Here is a 19,697-nt window from a genome sequence, read left to right as displayed (position 1 = left end):
ATGGAACATGTCGCAGCAAATCCCTGGGCGTCGCTGGCCTATCTGATCGCGGGCGTCTGCTTCATCCTCGCCCTGCGCGGGCTTTCCTCGCCCACCAGCAGCCAGCGCGGCAATCGCTTCGGCATCATCGGCATGACCATCGCCGTGGTAACGACGCTGGCGACGCACTTCCCCATGGCTGAAGTCGGCATGTCGCTAAGCGGTGGCCCGATTGGGGAGCCCGACATCGGTGTGGCAGGTGAGATCATTGCCGCCATCGCCATCGGCGCGGTGATTGGCATCGTCACCGCGCGCAGAATCGCGATGACCGACATGCCGCAGCTCGTCGCCGCGTTCCACTCGCTGGTCGGCATGGCGGCGGTACTGGTCGCCGCCGCCGCGTTCCTCAACCCGCAAGCCTTCGGCATCGTCGATGCGGCCGGCGCGATCCTGCCGGTCAGCCGCATCGAAATGGGCCTCGGCGTCGCCATCGGCGCGATCACCTTCTCAGGCTCGGTGATCGCCTTCCTCAAGCTCAACGGCAATATGGGCGGCAAGCCGATCCTGCTGCCCGGCCGCCATATCCTCAATCTCGGCGTGCTCGCCGCGATCCTCGGCCTGATCGCCTACTTCACCCAGGACCAGTCGCCCTGGATCTTCTGGACGGTCACCGCGCTCAGCTTCGCGATCGGCTTCCTGCTGATCATCCCGATCGGCGGCGCCGACATGCCGGTGGTGGTGTCGATGCTCAACAGCTATTCGGGCTGGGCCGCCGCCGCGATGGGCTTCACGCTCCATAACAGCGCGATGATCATCACCGGCGCGCTGGTCGGCTCGTCGGGCGCGATCCTCAGCTACATCATGTGCCGGGCGATGAACCGCAGCTTCCTCAGCGTCATCGCCGGCGGCTTCGGCGGCGATGCTGGCGGGGCCGGCGGCGAGGCAAAGGAACAGCGCCCGTGGAAGCGCGGCTCGGCCGAGGATGCCGCCTTCCTGATGAGCCAGGCCGAGCAGGTCATCATCGTCCCCGGTTACGGCATGGCGGTGGCGCAGGCCCAGCATGTGCTGCGCGAGATGGCCGACAAGCTCAAGGAGCATGGCGTCCGCGTCAAATACGCGATCCATCCGGTGGCGGGGCGCATGCCCGGGCACATGAACGTGCTGCTCGCCGAGGCCAATGTGCCCTATGACGAGGTGTTCGAGCTCGAGGACATCAACTCCGAATTCGCCCAGACCGATGTCGCCTTCATCATCGGCGCCAACGATGTGGTGAACCCTGCCGCCAAGACCGACAAGAGCTCGCCGATCTACGGCATGCCGGTGTTCGATGTCGGCAAGGCCAAAACGGTCCTTTTTATCAAGCGCTCGATGGGCGGCGTCGGCTATGCCGGTGTCGATAACGACGTCTTCTACGCGGACAACACGATGATGCTGCTCGCGGACGCCAAGAAGATGGTCGAGGAGATCGTCAAGTCGCTCGACTGAGCGCGAACCGGGGGGAACAGGGCCATGGCGAGTGTCGGATCGATCCTGGGCGGCGCGTTCCGCCTGTTTCGCGAGCGCCCCGCCGCGATCCTGATCTGGGCGGCGGTCTATTTCGCCGCCGCGATCGTGATGGCGATGATCATGTCATGGTTTCTGACCGGCACCGTGTCGATCGTCACCAATCCCGCCGCGCTCATGCCGCAGCGGCCCGGCGCGATGCCGCCCGGCTTCTGGCAGGTGATGCTGTTCATCTACCCGTTTACGCTGGTGCTTTTCGCGGTGCAGATCAACGCGGTGTTCCGGGCCGTGCTGCGGCCGGAAGATAGCGGCTTCGCCTCGCTGCGGCTCGGCATGGACGAATTGCGGACGATCGGGCTCGCGGTCATCGTCGTGATCGTCGGCTTTATCGCGATGTTCATCGTGCAATTGCTGCTGATGCTCGCGGTCACCTTTATCGGCATGGTGAGCGGCGGCGGGGCTGCCGGCGCGGCCCTGGCGTCGATATTGATGATCGCCTGCTTCTGCGGCTGGATCTGGCTATGGGTCCGCCTGTCGCTGCTCTTCCCGCTGACTTTCCATCGCCGCAAGATCAGTGTCGATGCGGCATGGGATCTGGCCCGGGGGCGCTTCTGGACCCTGTTCGGCGCATATTTCATCGTCCTCCTGATGATGTTCCTGCTGATCGGCGCCGCCGTCTGGGGGATGATGGGCGATTACATCGCGGCGATCTGGGCGGCGCAGGGCAATGAAGAGCAGATGCAGCGCGCCATTGCCGAATTCACCGCGCGTCAGGTGGAGATGCCGGTGGCGATGCGGGTTGGGCAGATGCTGATCAATTCGCTGATCGGCATTATCGCCCTCGCGCTCGGCTGCGGCACCATCGCCAGCGCCACCCGCGAACTGCTGATCGAGCGCGGCGAAGACGAGCGCCAGACGCAGGACTGGTCCGAAGCGGAGATATAATCAGGCCGTCACCTCGGGTATCGCCAAACCACCTCCAATTCGGAGGCAAACGGACTCAGCCGTTTCGGAGCAATGCGGCATCTGCTTCGGAACAGATGATGAACCGAGAGCGGACAAGCGATGCGGACGATCGACGAAACCGACTCCTATGCGACCGATACCAACGCGCTGCTGATCGCCGAGGGCGCGCCCCGCGACGCCGTCGAAGCGTTGCGACTGGCGGGCGTAAGGCTCCGTAGTCAGGCCGATTTCGCCGGGGCCGGGGCGTATCTCGATGCACCCGCGCTCGATCTGGTCCTGATCGAAGCGGCAGGCGCTCCCGCCGGCTTGCTCGACGAGATACTCGCCCGTGCCGATGCCGTGGCCCGCCGGCAACATACGTCCATTTTGGTCGCAATGACCGCCGGGCAGCTCGACAGCGCCATCCATCTGCTCGGCCCCCACAGCCATCTGCTGTGCGAGCCGAATCTGGCCGAGCGACTGTCGGCGATCGCGCTCGCCCGCGCCGCCGTCCGTCATCGCGGCGTCGCCACGCTCCACGATGTCAGCCGTGAGGCCGAATCGGTGCGGCTGCAGCGGCTGAACGAGGAAGTCGCGCGGATCGCCGAGACGCTGGCCCGGCTCACGCGCGGCGAGGATGGCGAGCGGCACGGCGTCCGCGATCCGGGCAACCAGTATCGCGGCCCGGCGGACGACGCGCCCGCCGAAACCAGCGCCCACGAGATTCGCGCGGTGATCCGCGCCCGGCGGATGCGCGCCCAGATCTTCGACGCCGATCTGTTCGCCGACCCCGCCTGGGACATGCTGCTCGATCTGTTCGCCGCTAGGCTCGAGCAGCGGCTGGTTTCGGTATCGAGCCTGTGCATCGCCGCCGCGGTGCCGCCGACCACGGCGCTGCGCTGGATCGGCACGATGCACGACAATGGCCTGTTCGAGCGCCAGGCCGATCCCAGCGACCGCCGCCGCGCCTATATCGGGCTCAGCCCGAAGGGCGCCGACGGGATGCGCGCCTATATCAGCGCCGTGAAGCGCGCGGGGCTGGCGCTGGTTTGAGGGACCCCGGCCCCGGCCATTACGCCGGCAGCCGCTTACGGCTCGATAGCGGACACGGGGCGCATCATGCTTGGCTGGTTACGCAAGGGGTTCATGCGCGCATCGCCACTGGCTCAGTGGAGCGTCGGCTTCAACGGCGGGGACATCGTAACGAGCGACGGCCAAGGCGACGAGCGAAAGGTGGCCCTTCGTGAGCTGACCCGGGTTTGTCGTCGCTACGGACGATAGCGGTCCGTGGGGCGCGGACGTCGTCTTCCCGCTCTACGCAAGCGAACCTGACCCAACCTGTCTATTCCCGCTGGAGGCGGCCGGACTGGACGGTTTCGTGGCGTGGCTGGAGGCCCAGCCCGGCTACGATGGTCGCGAACTTGCTCGGGCCATGGGGTCGACAGAGGTTGCGCGCTTCGAGGTTTTGGCCGTCGATCCCAAAAGCAGCTAACCAGCCATGGACAACCGTTCCATGGCCAGTTGTGGGAGGCGATACTTCCAAACCCCTTGCCCCGCAGCGCACTCTTTGGCATCGCCGCGGCTGCGGGCGCTTAGCTCAGTTGGTAGAGCATCTCGTTTACACCGAGAGGGTCGGCGGTTCGAGCCCGTCAGCGCCCACCAGCCTAAGACGCAAGAGGCGTGAAGGCTGCCCGCCATGGCATCCGCGACGGCGGGCCCGGCCGGATATCCCGCTAGTTCGCGGTGAAGATGGGCGCCCCCGCGGCGTTGTATTTCACCGTGACGAACGAATTGTCGCAGATGTTGATGCCCGTCCAGGTCGACGCGCTATCGTCGGCGAAGGTTAGCTTGACGTCATATTTGCACGTCGCGCCCTTGTCGAAATGCACGGTCATCCGTCCGCCCGCCTTGGTGATCGGTTCGCGCTTCATCTCGGGATCGACCTTGTTGGCCTGCCAATCGGTCGTGCCGGTCGGCGCCAGCTCGACGGTCTTGATGCCCTTGCCGCTATTGTTGATCAGGATGAAGTCCCAGTCATCCGCGAAAGCCGGCGCCGCGATCATCATCACAGCGGCTGCCGTTACAGCCAATCTCATCATCGCATACCCTCCTGCGAAAGCCGAAACTGCGCCTATCCGCGCATTTCGGCAAGTCTTCTTACAGCGCCCGCACCAATCGCACCGCGCGCGCGATCCAGGCGGGGTCGGCGATCACCTGCTGGCGCGCGCCGGCGCCCAGCGGCAGCAGGTGCAGCTTGCCTTCCTCGCGCCCGATCAGCCGCCCGAACATGAAGCGCCCGGCCGGGCGCGGCACCAGCACGTCGCGGTTGAGCGCGCTGGCGAACTCCTCGGGCGCCAGGCGCGCGCACCAGATCTCGTCGCCCGCGCGATAGTCGCCGATCCCGCCGCTGACCGTCACCGCGATCAGCCCCGGCTCGCCGCGCGGCGGCACCACATTCGCCGCCCGGCGCGGCGCCTGCGCGCCATTGCCGTCGAGCACCGCGGCAACCGCGATTTCCGGCCGGTCGGGCAGGCGCACCAGATCGGCGGCATCGACCTCAAGCGCGGCGGCGATGCGGTTGAGCCAGCCGACCGAAACCGTTCGCGTGCCGGTCTCGAGCCGGCCGATCGTCTGCGCGGTGGTCGGCGGGGCGCAGCGCTGCGCGACATCGTCGAGGGTCAGCCCCTTGGCCCGGCGAACTTCGCGGATTGCGGTGATCATGGCGCGCGCTCCTAACCAGCTTGGTTTTTCTCTGTCCTACAGATGTGCCGTCATGGCAAGACCCCGGACATCGGCAATCGGGAGAAGCGGCATGCGCGAACTGGCGGAGCGGGAGATCGATCATGGGCGGGTGGTGCGCGGCAGCGCGCGCGGGCGGCGCACCGTCACCGTCAATCTCACCGAATCGCCGCTCGGCTGGCTGCGCGCGCGCGGACATGTCGATGCCCGCCAGTTCGAAGCAGGCGAGCGGTTGCGCGGCGATTATGAGACCGCCGCGCTCGGCGCCCGCGTCACGATGTGCTGGGAAGTGACCCCGCGCGCCCCGCGCCGCGGCCCCTCGGCGGGACTCGACCCAACCCTTGCCCAGATCGCCGCCAAGCGCCGCTTCGATGCCGCGATCGCCGCGGCGGGTCCGGGGCTCGCCGATATCCTCTGGCGCGTGGTCTGCGCGGGCGAAGGCATGGTCGCGGCGGAGAAGGCGCTGGGCTGGCCGAGCCGGGCCGGCAAGCTGGTGCTGTGCCTGGCGCTAGACCGGGTCGCCAGCCACTATGGACTGGGCTGAAGGCGAATGTTTAGTACCCCGAAAACACTAAACTTCCTCAACATTCGCGGCCTCGACATTCGCGCGAATTCAGTGCCCGCGACAGGCCAGCGCCTCGAGGATATCGTCGATCCGCGCCGGATCGCCGGCGGCGATCACCTGGCCGTTGCTGCCGGCATGAAGCGGATCGCCCTGCCAGTCGCACATCCGTCCGCCCGCGCCCTCGACGATCGGCACCAGCGCGGCGAAGTCGTGGAGCTTGAGATTGGCCTCGACGACAATGTCCATCCAGCCGCTGGCGACGCAGCCATAATTATAGCAGTCGCCGCCCAGCACCACGCTCATCACCGCGCCGTCGAGATGCTCGAAGGCGTGGAGTTCGTCGTCGTGGAAGCAGGCGGGCGAGGTGGTGGCGAGGATCGCCTGCTTGAGGTCGCGGCAGCGGCGGGTGGCGGCGGGCTCGCCGTTGAACAGGGTCGTATGGCCCATTACCCCCAGCCAGCGCTCCCTGGTGATCGGCTGGTCGATGATCCCGAGCAGCGGCCAGCCATCCTCGATCAACGCGATCAGCGTCCCGAAGATCGGACGGCCGGCGATGAAGGCGCGGGTGCCGTCGATCGGATCGAGCACCCATTGCCGCTTGCTGGCGCCTTCGCGCACCCCGAATTCCTCGCCGACGATCCCGTCGGCGGGGGCCTCGGCGATCAGCAATTTGCGCATCGCTTCCTCGGCGGCGCGGTCGGCCAGCGTCACCGGCGACAGATCGTCCTTCGCCTCCAGTCCGTGCTCGGCGCGGAAGTACGGACGGATCGCCGCGCCCGCCGCATCGGCGAGTCGTTCGGCGAGGGCGATATCGGCTTGGGAGACGGGCATGGGCGCCGCCCTACCCTGCACATTTCGACTCGCCAAGCGGCTAAGCTGCTGTCACCCAATCGCGCCATGCGACTGCTCCTCCTCGCCCTCGGCCTGCTCGCCGCCACGCCCGCCGCCGCGCAGCTTCGCGCCGTCCCCGCCCAGCCCGCTTCGGAGGCCGAGGCGCTGCGCGGCGTCGAGGTGTTCCTGATCAACGAAGGCGATGCCGCGGTCAGCGACGCCGGCCCGCGCGAGATCGAGGTCACCGCGGTCGACGGCACCCGGCTGGTGCTCGAACGCGCGCCCGGCCCGATCCGCACGGTCGCGCCCGGCGGCTTCGCCAAGGCGCGCTATGTACCGGTTCATATCGCCGGCAAGGCGGTGCCGCCGGGCGAGGCGCATCCCGCCGCCGACGTGCCGGCGAGCGAGACCGTGGTGCAGAGCGCGGCCGGCAGCTCGGCCGCGTTCACCGACCGCTTCGAGCCGCACGAGCCGACCTATGGCGTGTTCGGCACCGGCGATGCCGGCGGCAAGCTCCAGGTCAGCTTCGCCTTCCGTCCCTTCGATCAGGACGCGCCGCTCAAGCTCGGCAATCTCCGCTTCGCCTATACCCAGACGATGTTCTGGGCGCTCGACCGGCCTTCGGGACCATTCCGTGCCACCAATTACAGCCCCGAAGTCTATGCCGACATTCCCCTCGACGAGACCAGCAAGGTCGCGCTCGGCTATCGCCACGATTCGAACGGGCGCGGGACAATGGGCTCGATCGACGTCAACCGCATCTTCGCGCGGGTTGAGAAATCCTTCGACCTGGGCGGCGACTGGCGGCTCGATGTCGCGCCGATGGCATGGTTCTACACCGGCAGGAAGAGCGCCGCGCCGGGCCTGCGCGACACGTTCGGCTATACGTCGCTCACCGCGGCGATCGGCCAGAAGGACGGGTTCAAGCTGTCGCTGACCGGGCGCGGCAATTTCGAGACCGGCAAGGGCGCGGCGGAGCTCTTCGCCTCCTATCCGCTTACCCGCATCGGCGGCGGGCTTGGCTTCTATGTCTTCGGCCAGGCCTTTACCGGCTATGGCGAAGCGCTCGACGATTATCGCCGCCGCACCAGCCATGCCCGGATCGGCATCGCACTCACCCGTTAGACAGCAGCGCCGCCCGCGCTTATGAAAATACGGACATTAGGAGACTTGCCCATGCGCCCGTTCCTGTTCGCCGCCGCCGCCGTCGCGCTTTCGATGCCCGCCACCGCCGCGCTCGCGCCGGGCAAGATCGCGCCCGCGTTCGTCGCCGACGGTGCGCTGGCCGGCAAGCCGTTCAAGGTGGACCTCAAGGCGGCGCTGAGGAAGGGGCCCGTGGTGCTCTATTTCTTCCCCGCCGCCTTCACCGCGGGCTGCAATGCCGAAGCCCATGCCTTTGCCGAAGCTATGCCCGATTTCGACAGAGCCGGCGCGACGGTGATCGGGATGACGGCCGGCGCGGTCGAGCGGATCGTCGAATTCTCCAGCGACACGCGTTACTGCTCGGGCAAGTTCGCGGTCGCCGCGGCGTCGCCCAAGGTGATCAAGGACTATGACGTCCTGCTCAAGAAGCCCGACGGCACCGCGACCACCATCACCAGCCGCACCAGTTTCGTGATCGCGCCGAACGGCAAGATCATTCTCGCCCATACCGATATGAACCCCGCCGATCATATCAAGCTGACGCTGGCCAAGGTCCGCGAGTACAGAAAAGCCCACCGGAAAGGCTGATACCTTCACTTATCGGCAACCTTTGCATACCGGATGTTAGCAACTCGCCTTTACGTAACATTCCCGATGCATTGCCGCGCGCTACTGTGAGCCGGCGAGGTTAGTGGGGATAGGGGCAGCATGGCCGTGGCGAACGCTATACGGGGAGCAGGTGGGGAAGATCCCGCGCGCCGTCTGTATAGCCGAATCGGAAATTTCCTGGTCGAGCAGCGGCTGGATCCCGACCCGGCCAATTATGCCTTTGCCTATCATCTGCTCGCCGATCCCGATGGTCCGCTGGCCCGCGCGGTCGCCGCGCTCACCGATGGCGGCGTCCGCCTGACCCAGCGCGACGTCGAGACCCTCGGCGTCGATGCCAAGCCGGTCGCGGGCAATGCCGTCAAGGCCGCGGCGCAGAAGGCCGACGGCCTGGTCGCCCAGACCCAGATGCAGGTCGAGGGCTTTGAGGACATGGTGACGGCGATCCGCGCCGAGACCGAAGGCTTTGGCCGCGATCTCGCCGCCAGCGCCGAGGAGATGCAGCGCTCGGCCACCGGCGATATCAGCGAGATCGCGCGGATCACTGCGGCGATGCTCGAACGCGTCCGCTCCGCCGAGGAGCGCCTCGATTCGGCGACTCGCGAAGCGAGCGACCTGCGCAAGAAGCTTGAGGAAGCGCGCGACAATGCCCGCCGCGACCCGCTGACCGATCTGCCCAACCGCCGTGCGTTCGAGGAGGCCTATGCCGCGCAGGCCGCGACCGGCGAGAATATCTGCCTGGCGGTGTGCGACATCGATCACTTCAAATCGGTCAACGACCGTTTCGGCCATGCCGTGGGCGACCGCGTCCTCAAGGCCATCGCCGAGGCGCTCTCGACTTCTTGCAAGGGGCACCTGGTGGCGCGCTACGGTGGCGAGGAGTTCGCGGTGCTGTTCGCCGGCGTCGATCTTGAAACGGCCCGTGCCACGCTCGATACCGCCCGCGCGACCGTCGCGACCAGACAGTATCGTCTGCGCGAGGACGATGCGCCGCTCGGCGCGGTCACCTTCTCCGCCGGGATCACGCTCGCGACCGGCGAGGACAGCTATCACAGCCTGTTCAAGCGCGCCGACCAGCTGCTCTATGCGGCCAAGAGCGCCGGCCGGAATTGCCTGCGCACCGACTGACCGAAAACGGACACCCGCTGTCCGCTTTTAATTAGTGAAATCCACCATTCCATGGTGCGAAATTTCCCAACAGCGCGACAGATTGTTACGCGACTTACGTAATATCAATGGCTTAGTTGGGTTGGCACGCCCCCTGCAATACTTCCTGTATCGGTCGCCGGATGGTCCGGACGCGCCGAACACCAGGGAGTAAACCCAATGACCGCCCGTCTCGACTCGTTCCAGCACACCGCCGCCGTCTTCAGCGCGGTGCTCTTCACCGCCGGCCTCGTCGTCTTCTCCGGCGCCATCGCGCCTTTCGCCTGAGGGAGAAGAACGCATGGTTCGCAGCTTACTGATCGGCGTGATGTCATTCGCGGTCACCGCGGCCATCATCGCCGGCAGCATGCAGGGTTCGGCCGTGATCGGCTGACCCTGCATCCACGGAACTCCCGCTTCCGCAACAGGTTACCTCCAGCAAGCCAGACAAAGGAGCTTGCCTGTGAGCGACACCGATACGATCGACATGATCCACGAGGACGCGCTGCCGGGACATGAAAGCGCGCTCGAGCCCAAGCCCGAATGGGAACCCCGCTATCCCGGCTCCGGCCGCCTGACCGGCAAGGTCGCGGTGATCACCGGCGCCGACAGCGGCATCGGCCGGGCGATCGCGGCGCTCTATGCCCGCGAAGGCGCCGATATCGCGATTCTCTATCTGTGCGAGCATGACGATGCCGCCATGACCGCCGATGTGGTGCGCCAGGAAGGCCGTGAGGCGATCACGATCGCCGGCGATATCGGCGACAAGGCATTTTGCGACTCGGCGGTTGCGCAGGTGATCGACAAATTCGGGCGCATCGACGTGCTGGTGAACAATGCCGGCGAGCAGCATCCCGACAAGGAGATCACCGACATCACCGAGCAGCAGCTCAAGCGCACCTTCCAGACCAACATCTTCGGGATGTTCTTCCTGACCCAGGCGGCGATGCCGCACCTGAAAAAGGGCGCCGCGATCGTCAACTGCACCTCGATCACCATGTATCAGGGATCGAAGGAGCTGCTCGACTACTCATCGACCAAGGGGGCGATCACGGCCTTCACCCGCAGCCTCTCCGAAAATCTGATCGAGAAGGGCATCCGCGTGAACGCGGTCGCGCCCGGGCCGATCTGGACGCCGCTCAATCCGATGGGCGGGGCGAGCAAGGAGAAGCTGGCGAGTTTTGGCGAGAACACACCGATGGGGCGGCCGGGCCAGCCCAACGAAGTCGCGCCAGCCTTCCTGTTCCTCGCCTGCGAGGATTCGAGCTATATGTCCGGGCAGGTTCTGCACCCGAATGGCGGGACGGTGGTCAACGGCTGAGCGCCGCGAATGTTGAGGAAGTTTAGTCTTTTTGGGGGACTAAACATTCGCGGATGGTCCCAATGGTCGCACTGCCCATGGGGTTGGCTGCTATGCGCGCGGCGCCAATCTTCGCACCGCCCTTGCTTGTTCTCGGACCGACGATTTCAAAGAGCGGGCGGCATTGCCGACCGCGGGAGCCAAGCAGGCCAAATCCTACATTGCAAGCGGTCAGGCGAGCGCCGCGCTGCCGACCGGGCCGATGGGTGCGCCCTCCCCGCGCGAATAGGTGCCGGTGAGCAGCCCGGCGGCGAGGACGCGGCCGGCCATCGCCTCGATCAAAGCGGCGCGGCCAGGGCTTTCGGGCAGGTCGGGGCCGTCGGCGAGCGCGAACAGCTGAAAGGCGTAAGCATGCTCGCCATGCCCGGTCGGCGGATCGGGCGGAAGCCAGCCTTCGCCGAGGAAGCTGTTGCGCCCGACATCGCCGCCGTCGTCGCTCCCGGCGCCATCGCTGACGATCGCGCCTTCCTTGAGGTCGCCCTCGGGCGGCAGGTCCCAGACCAGGGCATGGACAAGCGGCTGCGGGGAAGGCGCGTCGGGATCCTCGACGATCAGCGCCAGCCGCGCAGTGCCTTCGGGCAGGCCGGTCCAGAACAAGGGTGGTGAGACCCCCGCGCCATCGGCGGTGAACCGCTCGGGCAGGCGCGCGCCATTGGCGAAGGCGGAGCTGGCTAGGTGCAGCGTCGCGAAGCTGCCGAGCTGCGGCTGGACGATCGTCAATTTGCCGACGCCGGCGCGGAAGCCCTTGAGCGCGCTGCCGAGCCAATGGGGGATATGTTCGAGCATGCGCCTCTCCTTGGGCGAGAGAACGGATGAAGCGCTCCAACGCTCCCGCCCGCGCTCCTGCGAAAGCAGGGCCCCAGAGTCAAAAAACCACAACCTCTCCAACCCTGGGCTCCTGCTTTCGCAGGAGCGCAGAGGGCCTAGAGATCGAGCTTCTCATAATCCGCGGGTGGGGGGATACCCTCCATCCGCTCACTCAATAAAGGGCGGAAGCTGGGCCTGCTCTTCATGCGGATGTACCAGCCCTTGGCCTGGTCGTGGCTCTTCCAGTCGATCCCGCCGAGATAGTCGGCGATCGAGATGTGCGCCGCCGCCGCGAGATCGGCGAGACTCATCGTAGCCCCAGCCAGCCAGGTGCGGTGATCGAGGAGGTAATCGATGTAATCGAGATGCGCGACCGCGGCCTTCATCGCCTCGCGCAGCGCCTTGGCGTCGGGCGTTTCCTTGTAGACGAGGCGCTTGATCATCCGCTCGTGGAGCAGGGGCGCGGTGATCTCGGCATAGAAATTGGTGTCGAACCAGATGGCGAGGCGGCGGATCTCGGCGCGATCGGTGGCGGTGCCGTTGAGCATCGCCTGCTTGCCGACGGTCTCTTCGAAGAATTCGCAGATCACCGCCGAATCGATCAGCGTCACGCCACGCTCGGTATCGACCATCACCGGCACCTGGCCGGTCGGGTTCAGATCGAGGAATTCGTCGCGGCGCTGCCACGGCGATTCGCGCACCGGCTCATAACCCACGCCCTTTTCGCCGAGCAGGAGCCGGACCTTCCGCGAGAACGGACAGAGCGGGAATTGGTAAAGCTGCCACATGCATTCGCCTTACGCCCGTAGCGGCGGCGGCGGCAAGCGCGCCCGCCGGTGAAAATCTCCCGATCATTGCCGCCGCGCCCGTGCCCGCATAAGGCCCGCGCATGACCGTGATCACCCGCTTCGCCCCAAGCCCGACCGGCACGCTGCATGTCGGCAATCTCCGGACGGCGCTGCACAACTGGCTGTTCGCCAAGGCGCATGGCGGCCGCTTCCTGCTGCGGATCGACGATACCGACACGGCGCGCTCGGAGGAGCGCTTCGTCGCGGCGATCCGCGCCGATCTCGCCTGGATGGGGCTGAACCCGGACAGCGAGACGCGGCAGTCGGCGCGGTTCGATCGCTATGAAGCGCGCTTTGCCGAACTGATCGCGGCGGGGCGGGTCTATCCGGCGTATGAGACCGCGCAGGAGCTGGAGCTCAAGCGCAAGGTGCTGCTCGGGCGCGGACTGCCGCCGATCTATGATCGGGCCGCGCTGGCGCTGGGCGATGCCGATCGCGCCAGGCTGGAGGCCGGGGGCGTGCAGCCGCACTGGCGCTTCCGGCTCGATGCGAGCGGAATCGAATGGGACGATCTGGTGCGCGGGGCCCAGCGCTTCGATCCCGCGACGATGAGCGATCCGGTGGTGCGGCGCGCCGATGGCTCATGGCTGTATCTGCTGCCCTCCGTGATCGACGATATCGACATGGGCGTCAGCCATGTCGTGCGCGGCGAGGACCATGTTTCGAACACCGCCAGCCAGCTGCAGATGTTCGCGGCTTTGGGCGCCGAGCCGCCGCGTTTCGCGCACGAGGCGCTGCTGACCGGCAATGAAGGCAAGCTTTCCAAGCGGCTCGGATCGCTGGGGGTGGAGCATTTCCGCGACGCAGGCATCGAGTCGCAGGCCTTGGCGGCGCTGCTCGGGCGGCTGGGGACCAGCGACCCCGTCGAGCCGTTCACCGACTCCGCGCCGCTGATCGCCGGTTTCGACTTCGCCCGGTTCGGGCGGGCGCCGGCGCGGTTCGACGAGGCCGAGCTGGCCGCGCTCAACGCCAAGATCGTCCACCAGCTTGAATTCGGCGCGGTACGGGCGCGCCTGCCCGAGGGGATGACGGCGGCGGCGTGGGAGGTGATCCGTCCGAACCTTTCCACCATCGCCGAAGCCGGGGATTGGTGGTCGGTGATCGAAGGGCCGGTGACGGCGGCGATCGCCGAGGAGGATCGCGCGTTTCTGGATGAGGCGGCGAAGGCGGCGGCCGGGATCGACTGGTCGGCCGAGCCATGGGCGCAGCTGACCGGCGCGCTCAAGGAAGCGACCGGACGCAAGGGCCGGACGCTGTTCCTGCCGCTGCGACTCGCGCTGACCGGACGCGATCATGGGCCGGACATGGCCGCCTTGTTGCCGCTGATCGGCAAGGATCGTGCCCTGGAGCGCCTGGCACGCGCAGCATGAGGGAACTATTTACCCGCTTCATGTAATGTTGTATCATCACTGAAGCCGGCAGTGACCGGCGGTGGAGATGGAGTGCAACGCCATGTATGCCGATACCCGCTACGTTCCCCGTACCCCGCGCTCGGTCAGCCTGGGCGGCTCGCTCGCGATCAGCGGGCTGCTGATCGCCGGGCTGATGTCCTTCGTGCCCAACATCATTCCCAAGAAGCTGGATGGGCCGATGACGCTCGTCAACATCAAGGACCCGGTGCCGCCGCCGCCCGAGCCCGAGATCAAGCCCGAGACCCAGCCACAGGCGCGCCAGCCTGACATCTTTATCCCGACACCGCCGATCCCGCAGCCGCAGCAGCCCCAGATGCAAGGCACCGATGTGCTCCCGCTCGATCCGCCACCCACCGGGCCGCTCGTGGCGCCGGGGCCGGGCCCGACGATCGCCGAACCGCCCGCGCCGCTGCCGCCGCTGATCGGCGCGCAGCAGGACCCGCGTTTCGCCCGCGACTATCAGCCCGAATATCCGGCGCAGGAATTGCGCGCCCAACGTGACGGCAAGGTCGCGGTGCGGGTGCTGATCGGCACCGATGGGCGGGTGAAGGCGGTCGAACAGGTCAGCGCGACCAGCGCCGCCTTCTTCGAGGCGACCAAGCGCCAGGCGCTGAGCAAATGGCGCTTCAAGCCGGCGACGCGCGGCGGCGTGCCACAGGAAAGCTGGAAGACGATGAGCGTGCGCTTCGAACTCAGCAACGCCTGAGGGGCCAGCACCGCAAGGCGACACGGATGCGGGGGCTGGCTCCCGGGCTCCCGCATCCCTATCTTCGCCGGCAATGAGCATGTTCTCCCGCTTCTCGCCGCTGCGCGCCTTTCGCGACCTTCGCGGCTATCTGCGTTCGCGCAAACCCTATGAGGTCGCCTTTCTGGCGCTGTCGGTCGCCATCACCTGGACGGTGATCCTGGTGTTCGCGCGCGATACCAATGTCGAGAAGCCCTATATCGAGCCCGAGATCATCTATGTGCAGGACTATGCCGCCAACCGCACCGATGCCGAGATCGTAGCCCAGCAGAAGAAGGATCTGCCCGCCGAGCTGGCGCGCAAGAAGGTGATCGAGGACGCCCGGGAGAAAAGGCGACAGGAATTCAAGAAGATCGACGACAAGCTGAAATCGTGGGGGATCTGACCGACCCGCGCTGGATGGCGGCGGCGTGCGCGCTGTCGGAGCGCGGACGCGGGCGGACCGCGCCCAATCCCAATGTCGGCTGCGTGATCGTGAACGAAGGCCGCGTGATCGGGCGCGGCTGGACCCAGCCGGGCGGGCGGCCGCATGCCGAGGCGATGGCGCTCGCCCAGGCGGGCGATACGGCGCGCGGGGCGGCGGCCTATGTGACGCTGGAGCCGTGCGCGCATCAATCCGAACGCGGCCCGGCCTGTTCGGACTTGCTGATCGCGGCGGGGGTGGCGCGCGTGGTGATCGCGCTCGGCGATCCCGATCCGCGCACCAGTGGCGCGGGCGCGGCACGGCTGCACGCGGCGGGCGTGGAAGTGACCGAAGGCGTCGGCGCGGCGCAGGCGCGGCAGGCGATGGCCGGGTTCCTGACCCGGCGCGCCAAGGGCCGTCCGCATGTGACGCTCAAGCTGGCGACCTCGCTCGACGGACGGATCGCGCTGGCATCGGGGGAGAGCAAATGGATCACCGGTCCGGAAGCGCGCGCCCATGCGCATCTGGAGCGGGCACGGCATGAGGCGATTCTGGTCGGGCGGGGAACATGGGATGCCGATTCGCCGAGACTCGACGTGCGGTTGCCGGGGCTGGAGGCGCGCGCGCCCGAGGTGCTGGTGCTTTCGAGCGGCGGCGGCATCAAGACGCCTGGCGATATCGCCGGAATCGCGGGCGATCACCTGCTCGTAGAGGGCGGTGCGGCGACCGCGGCGTCGTTCCTGCGCGCGGGGCTGGTCGACCGGCTCCTGCTCTACCGCGCGCCGATCCTGCTCGGTGCCGGCAAGGCGGCGCTCGGCGATATCGGGCTCGGCCAGCTCGCCGATGCGCATGGCCGCTGGATGCTGACCGATGCGCGCCAGCTTGGCAGCGACCGGCTTGAGGTCTACGCGAGCGCATAATGTTCACCGGAATCGTCACCGACATCGGCACCATCGAAGCCACCGGCACCCAGGGCGACCTGCGCGTCAGGGTCTCGACCAGCTATGACACCGCCACCATCGATCTCGGCGCGTCGGTCGCCTGCTCGGGCGTGTGCCTGACGGTGGTCGACAAGGGGCCGGGCTGGCTCGCCTTCGACGTATCGGGCGAGACCGTGTCGCGCACCGCGACGGGCATGTGGACCGCCGGGCGCCGCCTCAACCTCGAACGCGCGCTCAGGCTCGGCGACGAACTGGGCGGGCATATCGTCACCGGCCATGTCGATGGCATCGGCACCGTCGCCAGCATCAGCGAGGTCGGCGGATCGCACCATGTCGTCATCGCCGCGGGGCACGCGCTCGCGCCGTTCGTGGCGCCCAAGGGTTCGGTGACGATCGACGGCGTCTCGCTGACCGTCAACGCCGTGCGCGATACCGCCGCCGGCTTCGAATTCGACCTCAACATCATCCCGCACACCGCAGCGGTGACCACGTTCGACACGCTCGCCGAAGGCCAGGCCGTGAATATCGAGATCGACGTGCTCGCCCGCTATCTGCAGCGCATGGAGGCCCTTCGTGGCAAAAGCTGAATTGGCGCGTCTGAAGCACGCCTTCCTGTCCTCGCCCGAGGAGATCATCGACGAGGCGCGCAACGGCCGGATGTTCATCCTCGTCGATGACGAGGATCGCGAGAATGAAGGCGACCTGATCATCCCCGCGCAGATGGCGACGCCGGACGCGATCAACTTCATGGCCAAATATGGCCGCGGGCTGATCTGCCTGGCGATGACCAAGGACCGGGTCGATCAGCTTGGCCTCACGCTGATGAGCCGCAACAACGGCACCCGGCACGAAACCGCCTTCACCGTTTCGATCGAGGCGCGCGACGGCGTCACCACCGGCATCTCCGCCGCCGACCGCGCGCGCACCGTCTCGGTCGCGATCGACGCCGCCAAGGGCAAGGACGAGATCGTCACGCCCGGCCATGTCTTCCCACTGGTCGCGCGCGACGGCGGCGTGCTCGTCCGCGCCGGCCATACCGAGGCGGCAGTCGATGTCGCGCGGCTGGCCGGGCTCAATCCCTCGGGCGTGATCTGCGAGATCATGAACGAGGACGGGACGATGGCGCGGATGGACGATCTCGTCTCGTTCGCGCAGTTCCACAACCTCAAGATCGGGACGATCCGCGACCTGATCGCCTATCGCCGCCGCAAGGACCATCTCGTCGAGAAGCGCGCCGAAACCCGCTTCACCAGCGAATGGGGCGGCGAATGGACCGCGATCACCTTCTGGAACAAGGCGACCGAGAGCGAACAGGTCGCGCTGGTCAAGGGCAAGGTCGATCCCGCCCAGCCGGTGCTGGTGCGGATGCATGCGCTGTCGCCGTTCAGCGATATCTTCGGCGAGGGCGGCGCGAGGGGCGGACTGCTGCGGCGCTCGATGGAGATGATCGGCAAGGAAGGCGCGGGCGTCGTCGTGCTGCTCAGCCATGCCCGGCCCGACAAGTTCACCGTCTCGCTGCAGGCGCGCTCGGGCGAATTGCCGCAGGGCGATATGGACGAGTTGCGCGACTATGGCGTCGGCGCGACGATCCTCACCGAACTGGGCGTGCGCGACATGGTGCTGCTCACCAATACCCACCACACGCTGGTCGGGCTCGACGGCTATGGCCTGTCGATCGTCGGCGAGCGTGCGATCGACGGAGCCGCCTGATGGCCAATATCCTTATCGTCGAGGCGCGTTTCTACGCGCACCTCAACGACCTGCTTCTCGAAGGCGCGACCGCCGCGATCAAGAAAGCCGGGCACGGCTTCGAAGTCGTGACCGTCCCCGGCGCGCTGGAGATTCCCGGCGCGGTGGCGCTGGCCGCCGAGAGCGGGCGCTATGACGCCTATGTCGCCCTGGGCGTGGTGATCCGCGGCGAGACCTATCATTTCGAGATCGTCGCCGGCGAAAGCGCGCGCGGGCTGATGGCGCTGTCGATGGACGGGGTGGCAATTGGCAACGGCATCCTGACGGTCGAGAACGAAGCCCAGGCGCTGGCGCGGGCGCGGCCGAGCGAGAAGAACAAGGGCGGCGAGGCCGCCGAAGCGGCGCTGGCGATGCTCGCGCTCCAGAGCAAGTTCGGCTGAGCGGCATGGACGCGCCCGGCACCCGCTACAAGGTGATCGAGCGCGGCCGGCGGCTGGAGGTCATCGACACCTGGAACGGCAATGCGGCGGTGACCCCGTCGCGCCCCGCCCCCGCCGAGCGCGCGCCGCAGCGCGATGCCCTGGCGGCGCGCGACGCGCTCAAGGCGGCGCGCCGCGAGAGACCGTCACCGGTCGGGGCGCTCCGCGCGCCCAAGATCGATCAGCGCGGGCAACGCCTGCTTCAGACCAAGGACTGGTACGACACCAAGGGGCCGCGCCAGATCGTCGTGACCCCGCAAGGCGAAGAGAAGCTGAAGGGCCTGCGCATCATCGCCTTCGTGATTTTGTTCATCCTCGCGGTGATGGCCTTCCTGTTCTGGCCCCTGCTGTTCATCGTGCCGTTCATCGCCTTCAACGACGGCACGCGGAAAGGCATGCGCAGCGCCGCGACCCAGTTCCTCGACGAACTCAATCAGCCGCCGAACCGCGGATAATCGACATAACCCTCCGGCCCCCGGGTGTAGAAGGTGGCGATATCGGGGGCGTTGAGCGGGGCGTCGGCACGCAGGCGCTCGACCAGATCGGGATTGGCGAGGAAGGCGCGGCCGAAGGCGATGCCGTCGGCATGGCCCGAGGCGACTTCCTCCTGCGCCCGCGCCAGCGTGTAATCCTGATTGAGGATCAGCGGCTGCCTGAACACCTCGCGGATCGCCGGCGAGACGCGCGGCTGATCGGACCTGCCGAAGGTGCCGTCGGGCGCCTGTTCGCGCAGTTCGAGAAAGGCGATGTTCTGGTCACCCAGCCATTTGGCGGCGGGGACGAACACCGATTCGGGATCGCTATCGAACACGCCCTGGGTATCGCCATTGGGCGAGAAGCGCACCGCGGTGCGGCCGGCGCCGGCCTCGGCGATCAGGCGGGCGACCACTTCGCGAAGCAGACGTGCGCGGTTTTCCGGCGGGCCGCCATAATCATCGTCGCGCAGGTTCGAATTGTCGCGGAGGAACTGGTCGATCAGATAGCCATTGGCGGCGTGGAGCTGGACGCCGTCGAACCCGGCGCGGATCGCATTGCGGGCGGCCAGCGAATAATCGTCGAGGGTGCGGGCGATATCGTCGAGGGTCGCGGCACGCGCCTCGGCATAGGGCTGCTTGCCGTCATAGGTGTGGGCGGTGTGCGGCGCGGTGGTCGCCGAAGCGGAGAGCGGCGCGGCGCCGTCCAGGAACGAGGGGTGGACGATGCGGCCCATGTGCCAGAGCTGGGCGAAGATGCGGCCGCCGGCGGCATGGACCGCATCGGTCACCGGCTTCCAGCCTTCGACCTGCTCGTCGGTCCACAAACCCGGCGCATAGGGCCAGCCAAGCCCCTCGCGGCTGATGCCGGTGCCTTCGGAAATGATCAGCCCGGCGGCGGCGCGCTGGGCGTAATAATCGGCCATGATTGGCGTCGGCACATGCGCGCGGGTGCCACGGCCACGGGTCAGCGGCGACATCAATATGCGGTTGGGCGCGGCGACATCGCCAAGCTGGATCGGATCGAACAGGTTGGGCATCGGCAATCTTTCAATCTGTGACGTGGGCGAGATAGGGCGCTAG

General features: G+C 67.2%; 22 protein-coding genes and 1 tRNA gene. 17 read left to right on the top strand and 6 right to left on the bottom strand.

Annotation, left to right across the window (positions count from 1 at the left end; translation table 11 throughout):
- From KF730_RS00485 to KF730_RS00470, 4 genes are all read left to right on the top strand, one after another.
- A complete protein-coding gene (locus tag KF730_RS00485; protein WP_294091501.1) occupies window positions 1-1,464 on the top strand; it encodes an NAD(P)(+) transhydrogenase (Re/Si-specific) subunit beta in 1,464 nt (487 codons plus the stop codon).
- A gap of 24 nt (window positions 1,465-1,488) precedes the next feature.
- Window positions 1,489-2,427: a hypothetical protein gene (locus KF730_RS00480; RefSeq protein ID WP_294091499.1), complete on the top strand. Its 939-nt coding sequence runs from the start codon at window positions 1,489-1,491 to the stop codon at window positions 2,425-2,427.
- Between the two features lie 120 nt (window positions 2,428-2,547).
- Window positions 2,548-3,480: a hypothetical protein gene (locus KF730_RS00475; RefSeq protein ID WP_294091497.1), complete on the top strand. Its 933-nt coding sequence runs from the start codon at window positions 2,548-2,550 to the stop codon at window positions 3,478-3,480.
- A gap of 533 nt (window positions 3,481-4,013) precedes the next feature.
- Window positions 4,014-4,089 (top strand) — tRNA-Val (locus KF730_RS00470).
- Between the two features lie 71 nt (window positions 4,090-4,160).
- Here the strand turns inward: KF730_RS00470 and KF730_RS00465 are convergent.
- Both KF730_RS00465 and KF730_RS00460 read right to left on the bottom strand, forming a co-directional pair.
- Window positions 4,161-4,523, bottom strand: coding sequence for a hypothetical protein (locus KF730_RS00465; protein WP_294091496.1), 363 nt, complete (start codon window positions 4,521-4,523; stop codon window positions 4,161-4,163).
- A 61-nt stretch (window positions 4,524-4,584) separates the two neighbouring features.
- Window positions 4,585-5,148, bottom strand: a complete 564-nt coding sequence (locus KF730_RS00460) for a helix-turn-helix transcriptional regulator (protein ID WP_294091495.1) — start codon at window positions 5,146-5,148, stop codon at window positions 4,585-4,587.
- Between the two features lie 91 nt (window positions 5,149-5,239).
- Here KF730_RS00460 and KF730_RS00455 point away from each other — a divergent pair, with 91 nt between their 5' ends.
- Window positions 5,240-5,710 (top strand): DUF6456 domain-containing protein, encoded by a 471-nt coding sequence (locus tag KF730_RS00455; RefSeq protein WP_294091494.1) that lies wholly within the window; start codon window positions 5,240-5,242, stop codon window positions 5,708-5,710.
- Window positions 5,711-5,779: 69 nt separating this feature from the next.
- Here KF730_RS00455 and hisN read toward each other — a convergent pair whose 3' ends face one another.
- Entirely contained in the window at window positions 5,780-6,562 is a 783-nt protein-coding gene (hisN, locus tag KF730_RS00450; RefSeq protein WP_294091493.1) for a histidinol-phosphatase, read from the bottom strand.
- Between the two features lie 66 nt (window positions 6,563-6,628).
- On the opposite strand from hisN, the gene KF730_RS00445 reads away from it, so the two are divergent.
- The 4 genes from KF730_RS00445 to KF730_RS00430 all read left to right on the top strand — a co-directional run bounded on the left by KF730_RS00445 (window position 6,629) and on the right by KF730_RS00430 (window position 10,778).
- Complete coding sequence (locus KF730_RS00445) at window positions 6,629-7,687, top strand: phospholipase A (protein WP_294091491.1); 1,059 nt, start codon at window positions 6,629-6,631, stop codon at window positions 7,685-7,687.
- Window positions 7,688-7,738: 51 nt separating this feature from the next.
- Window positions 7,739-8,293: a peroxiredoxin gene (locus KF730_RS00440; RefSeq protein ID WP_294091490.1), complete on the top strand. Its 555-nt coding sequence runs from the start codon at window positions 7,739-7,741 to the stop codon at window positions 8,291-8,293.
- A gap of 120 nt (window positions 8,294-8,413) precedes the next feature.
- Window positions 8,414-9,439, top strand: a complete 1,026-nt coding sequence (locus KF730_RS00435; RefSeq protein WP_294091489.1) for a GGDEF domain-containing protein — start codon at window positions 8,414-8,416, stop codon at window positions 9,437-9,439.
- A 505-nt stretch (window positions 9,440-9,944) separates the two neighbouring features.
- Entirely contained in the window at window positions 9,945-10,778 is an 834-nt protein-coding gene (locus KF730_RS00430; protein WP_294095623.1) for an SDR family oxidoreductase, read from the top strand.
- A 210-nt stretch (window positions 10,779-10,988) separates the two neighbouring features.
- Here KF730_RS00430 and KF730_RS00425 read toward each other — a convergent pair whose 3' ends face one another.
- Together KF730_RS00425 and KF730_RS00420 are read right to left on the bottom strand one after the other, a co-directional pair.
- Window positions 10,989-11,603, bottom strand: coding sequence for a YbhB/YbcL family Raf kinase inhibitor-like protein (locus tag KF730_RS00425; RefSeq protein WP_294091488.1), 615 nt, complete (start codon window positions 11,601-11,603; stop codon window positions 10,989-10,991).
- 137 nt (window positions 11,604-11,740) lie between these two features.
- Window positions 11,741-12,412 (bottom strand): glutathione S-transferase family protein, encoded by a 672-nt coding sequence (locus KF730_RS00420; RefSeq protein WP_294091487.1) that lies wholly within the window; start codon window positions 12,410-12,412, stop codon window positions 11,741-11,743.
- A gap of 101 nt (window positions 12,413-12,513) precedes the next feature.
- Between KF730_RS00420 and KF730_RS00415 the strand changes: the two genes are divergently transcribed.
- The 8 genes from KF730_RS00415 to KF730_RS00380 all read left to right on the top strand — a co-directional run bounded on the left by KF730_RS00415 (window position 12,514) and on the right by KF730_RS00380 (window position 18,596).
- Entirely contained in the window at window positions 12,514-13,842 is a 1,329-nt protein-coding gene (locus KF730_RS00415; RefSeq protein ID WP_294091486.1) for a glutamate--tRNA ligase, read from the top strand.
- A gap of 82 nt (window positions 13,843-13,924) precedes the next feature.
- Window positions 13,925-14,590, top strand: coding sequence for an energy transducer TonB (locus KF730_RS00410; protein WP_294091485.1), 666 nt, complete (start codon window positions 13,925-13,927; stop codon window positions 14,588-14,590).
- A 73-nt stretch (window positions 14,591-14,663) separates the two neighbouring features.
- The gene (locus KF730_RS00405) at window positions 14,664-15,014 is read left to right on the top strand and encodes a hypothetical protein (RefSeq protein WP_294091484.1); all 351 of its coding nucleotides are present in this window, start codon (window positions 14,664-14,666) and stop codon (window positions 15,012-15,014) included.
- A gap of 14 nt (window positions 15,015-15,028) precedes the next feature.
- On the top strand, window positions 15,029-15,952 hold the full coding sequence (gene ribD, locus KF730_RS00400) for a bifunctional diaminohydroxyphosphoribosylaminopyrimidine deaminase/5-amino-6-(5-phosphoribosylamino)uracil reductase RibD (RefSeq protein WP_294095620.1): 924 nt from the start codon (window positions 15,029-15,031) through the stop codon (window positions 15,950-15,952).
- A complete protein-coding gene (locus tag KF730_RS00395; RefSeq protein WP_294091483.1) occupies window positions 15,952-16,560 on the top strand; it encodes a riboflavin synthase in 609 nt (202 codons plus the stop codon). Before ribD ends, KF730_RS00395 begins: the two co-directional genes overlap by 1 nt.
- Window positions 16,547-17,683, top strand: a complete 1,137-nt coding sequence (ribB, locus tag KF730_RS00390) for a 3,4-dihydroxy-2-butanone-4-phosphate synthase (RefSeq protein ID WP_294091482.1) — start codon at window positions 16,547-16,549, stop codon at window positions 17,681-17,683. Before KF730_RS00395 ends, ribB begins: the two co-directional genes overlap by 14 nt.
- Window positions 17,683-18,102 (top strand): 6,7-dimethyl-8-ribityllumazine synthase, encoded by a 420-nt coding sequence (gene ribH / locus KF730_RS00385; RefSeq protein ID WP_294091481.1) that lies wholly within the window; start codon window positions 17,683-17,685, stop codon window positions 18,100-18,102. Before ribB ends, ribH begins: the two co-directional genes overlap by 1 nt.
- A gap of 5 nt (window positions 18,103-18,107) precedes the next feature.
- Entirely contained in the window at window positions 18,108-18,596 is a 489-nt protein-coding gene (locus tag KF730_RS00380) for a hypothetical protein (protein WP_294091480.1), read from the top strand.
- Here KF730_RS00380 and KF730_RS00375 read toward each other — a convergent pair.
- Complete coding sequence (locus KF730_RS00375) at window positions 18,575-19,654, bottom strand: alkene reductase (protein WP_294091479.1); 1,080 nt, start codon at window positions 19,652-19,654, stop codon at window positions 18,575-18,577. The genes KF730_RS00380 and KF730_RS00375 overlap by 22 nt on opposite strands.
- Window positions 19,655-19,697 lie beyond the last annotated feature (43 nt).

Source organism: Sphingomonas sp. (genome assembly GCF_019635515.1).
GTDB lineage: Bacteria > Pseudomonadota > Alphaproteobacteria > Sphingomonadales > Sphingomonadaceae > Sphingomonas.
Note: the sequence above shows the minus strand (reverse complement) of the source record. Positions and strands in the feature narration are given on the sequence as shown.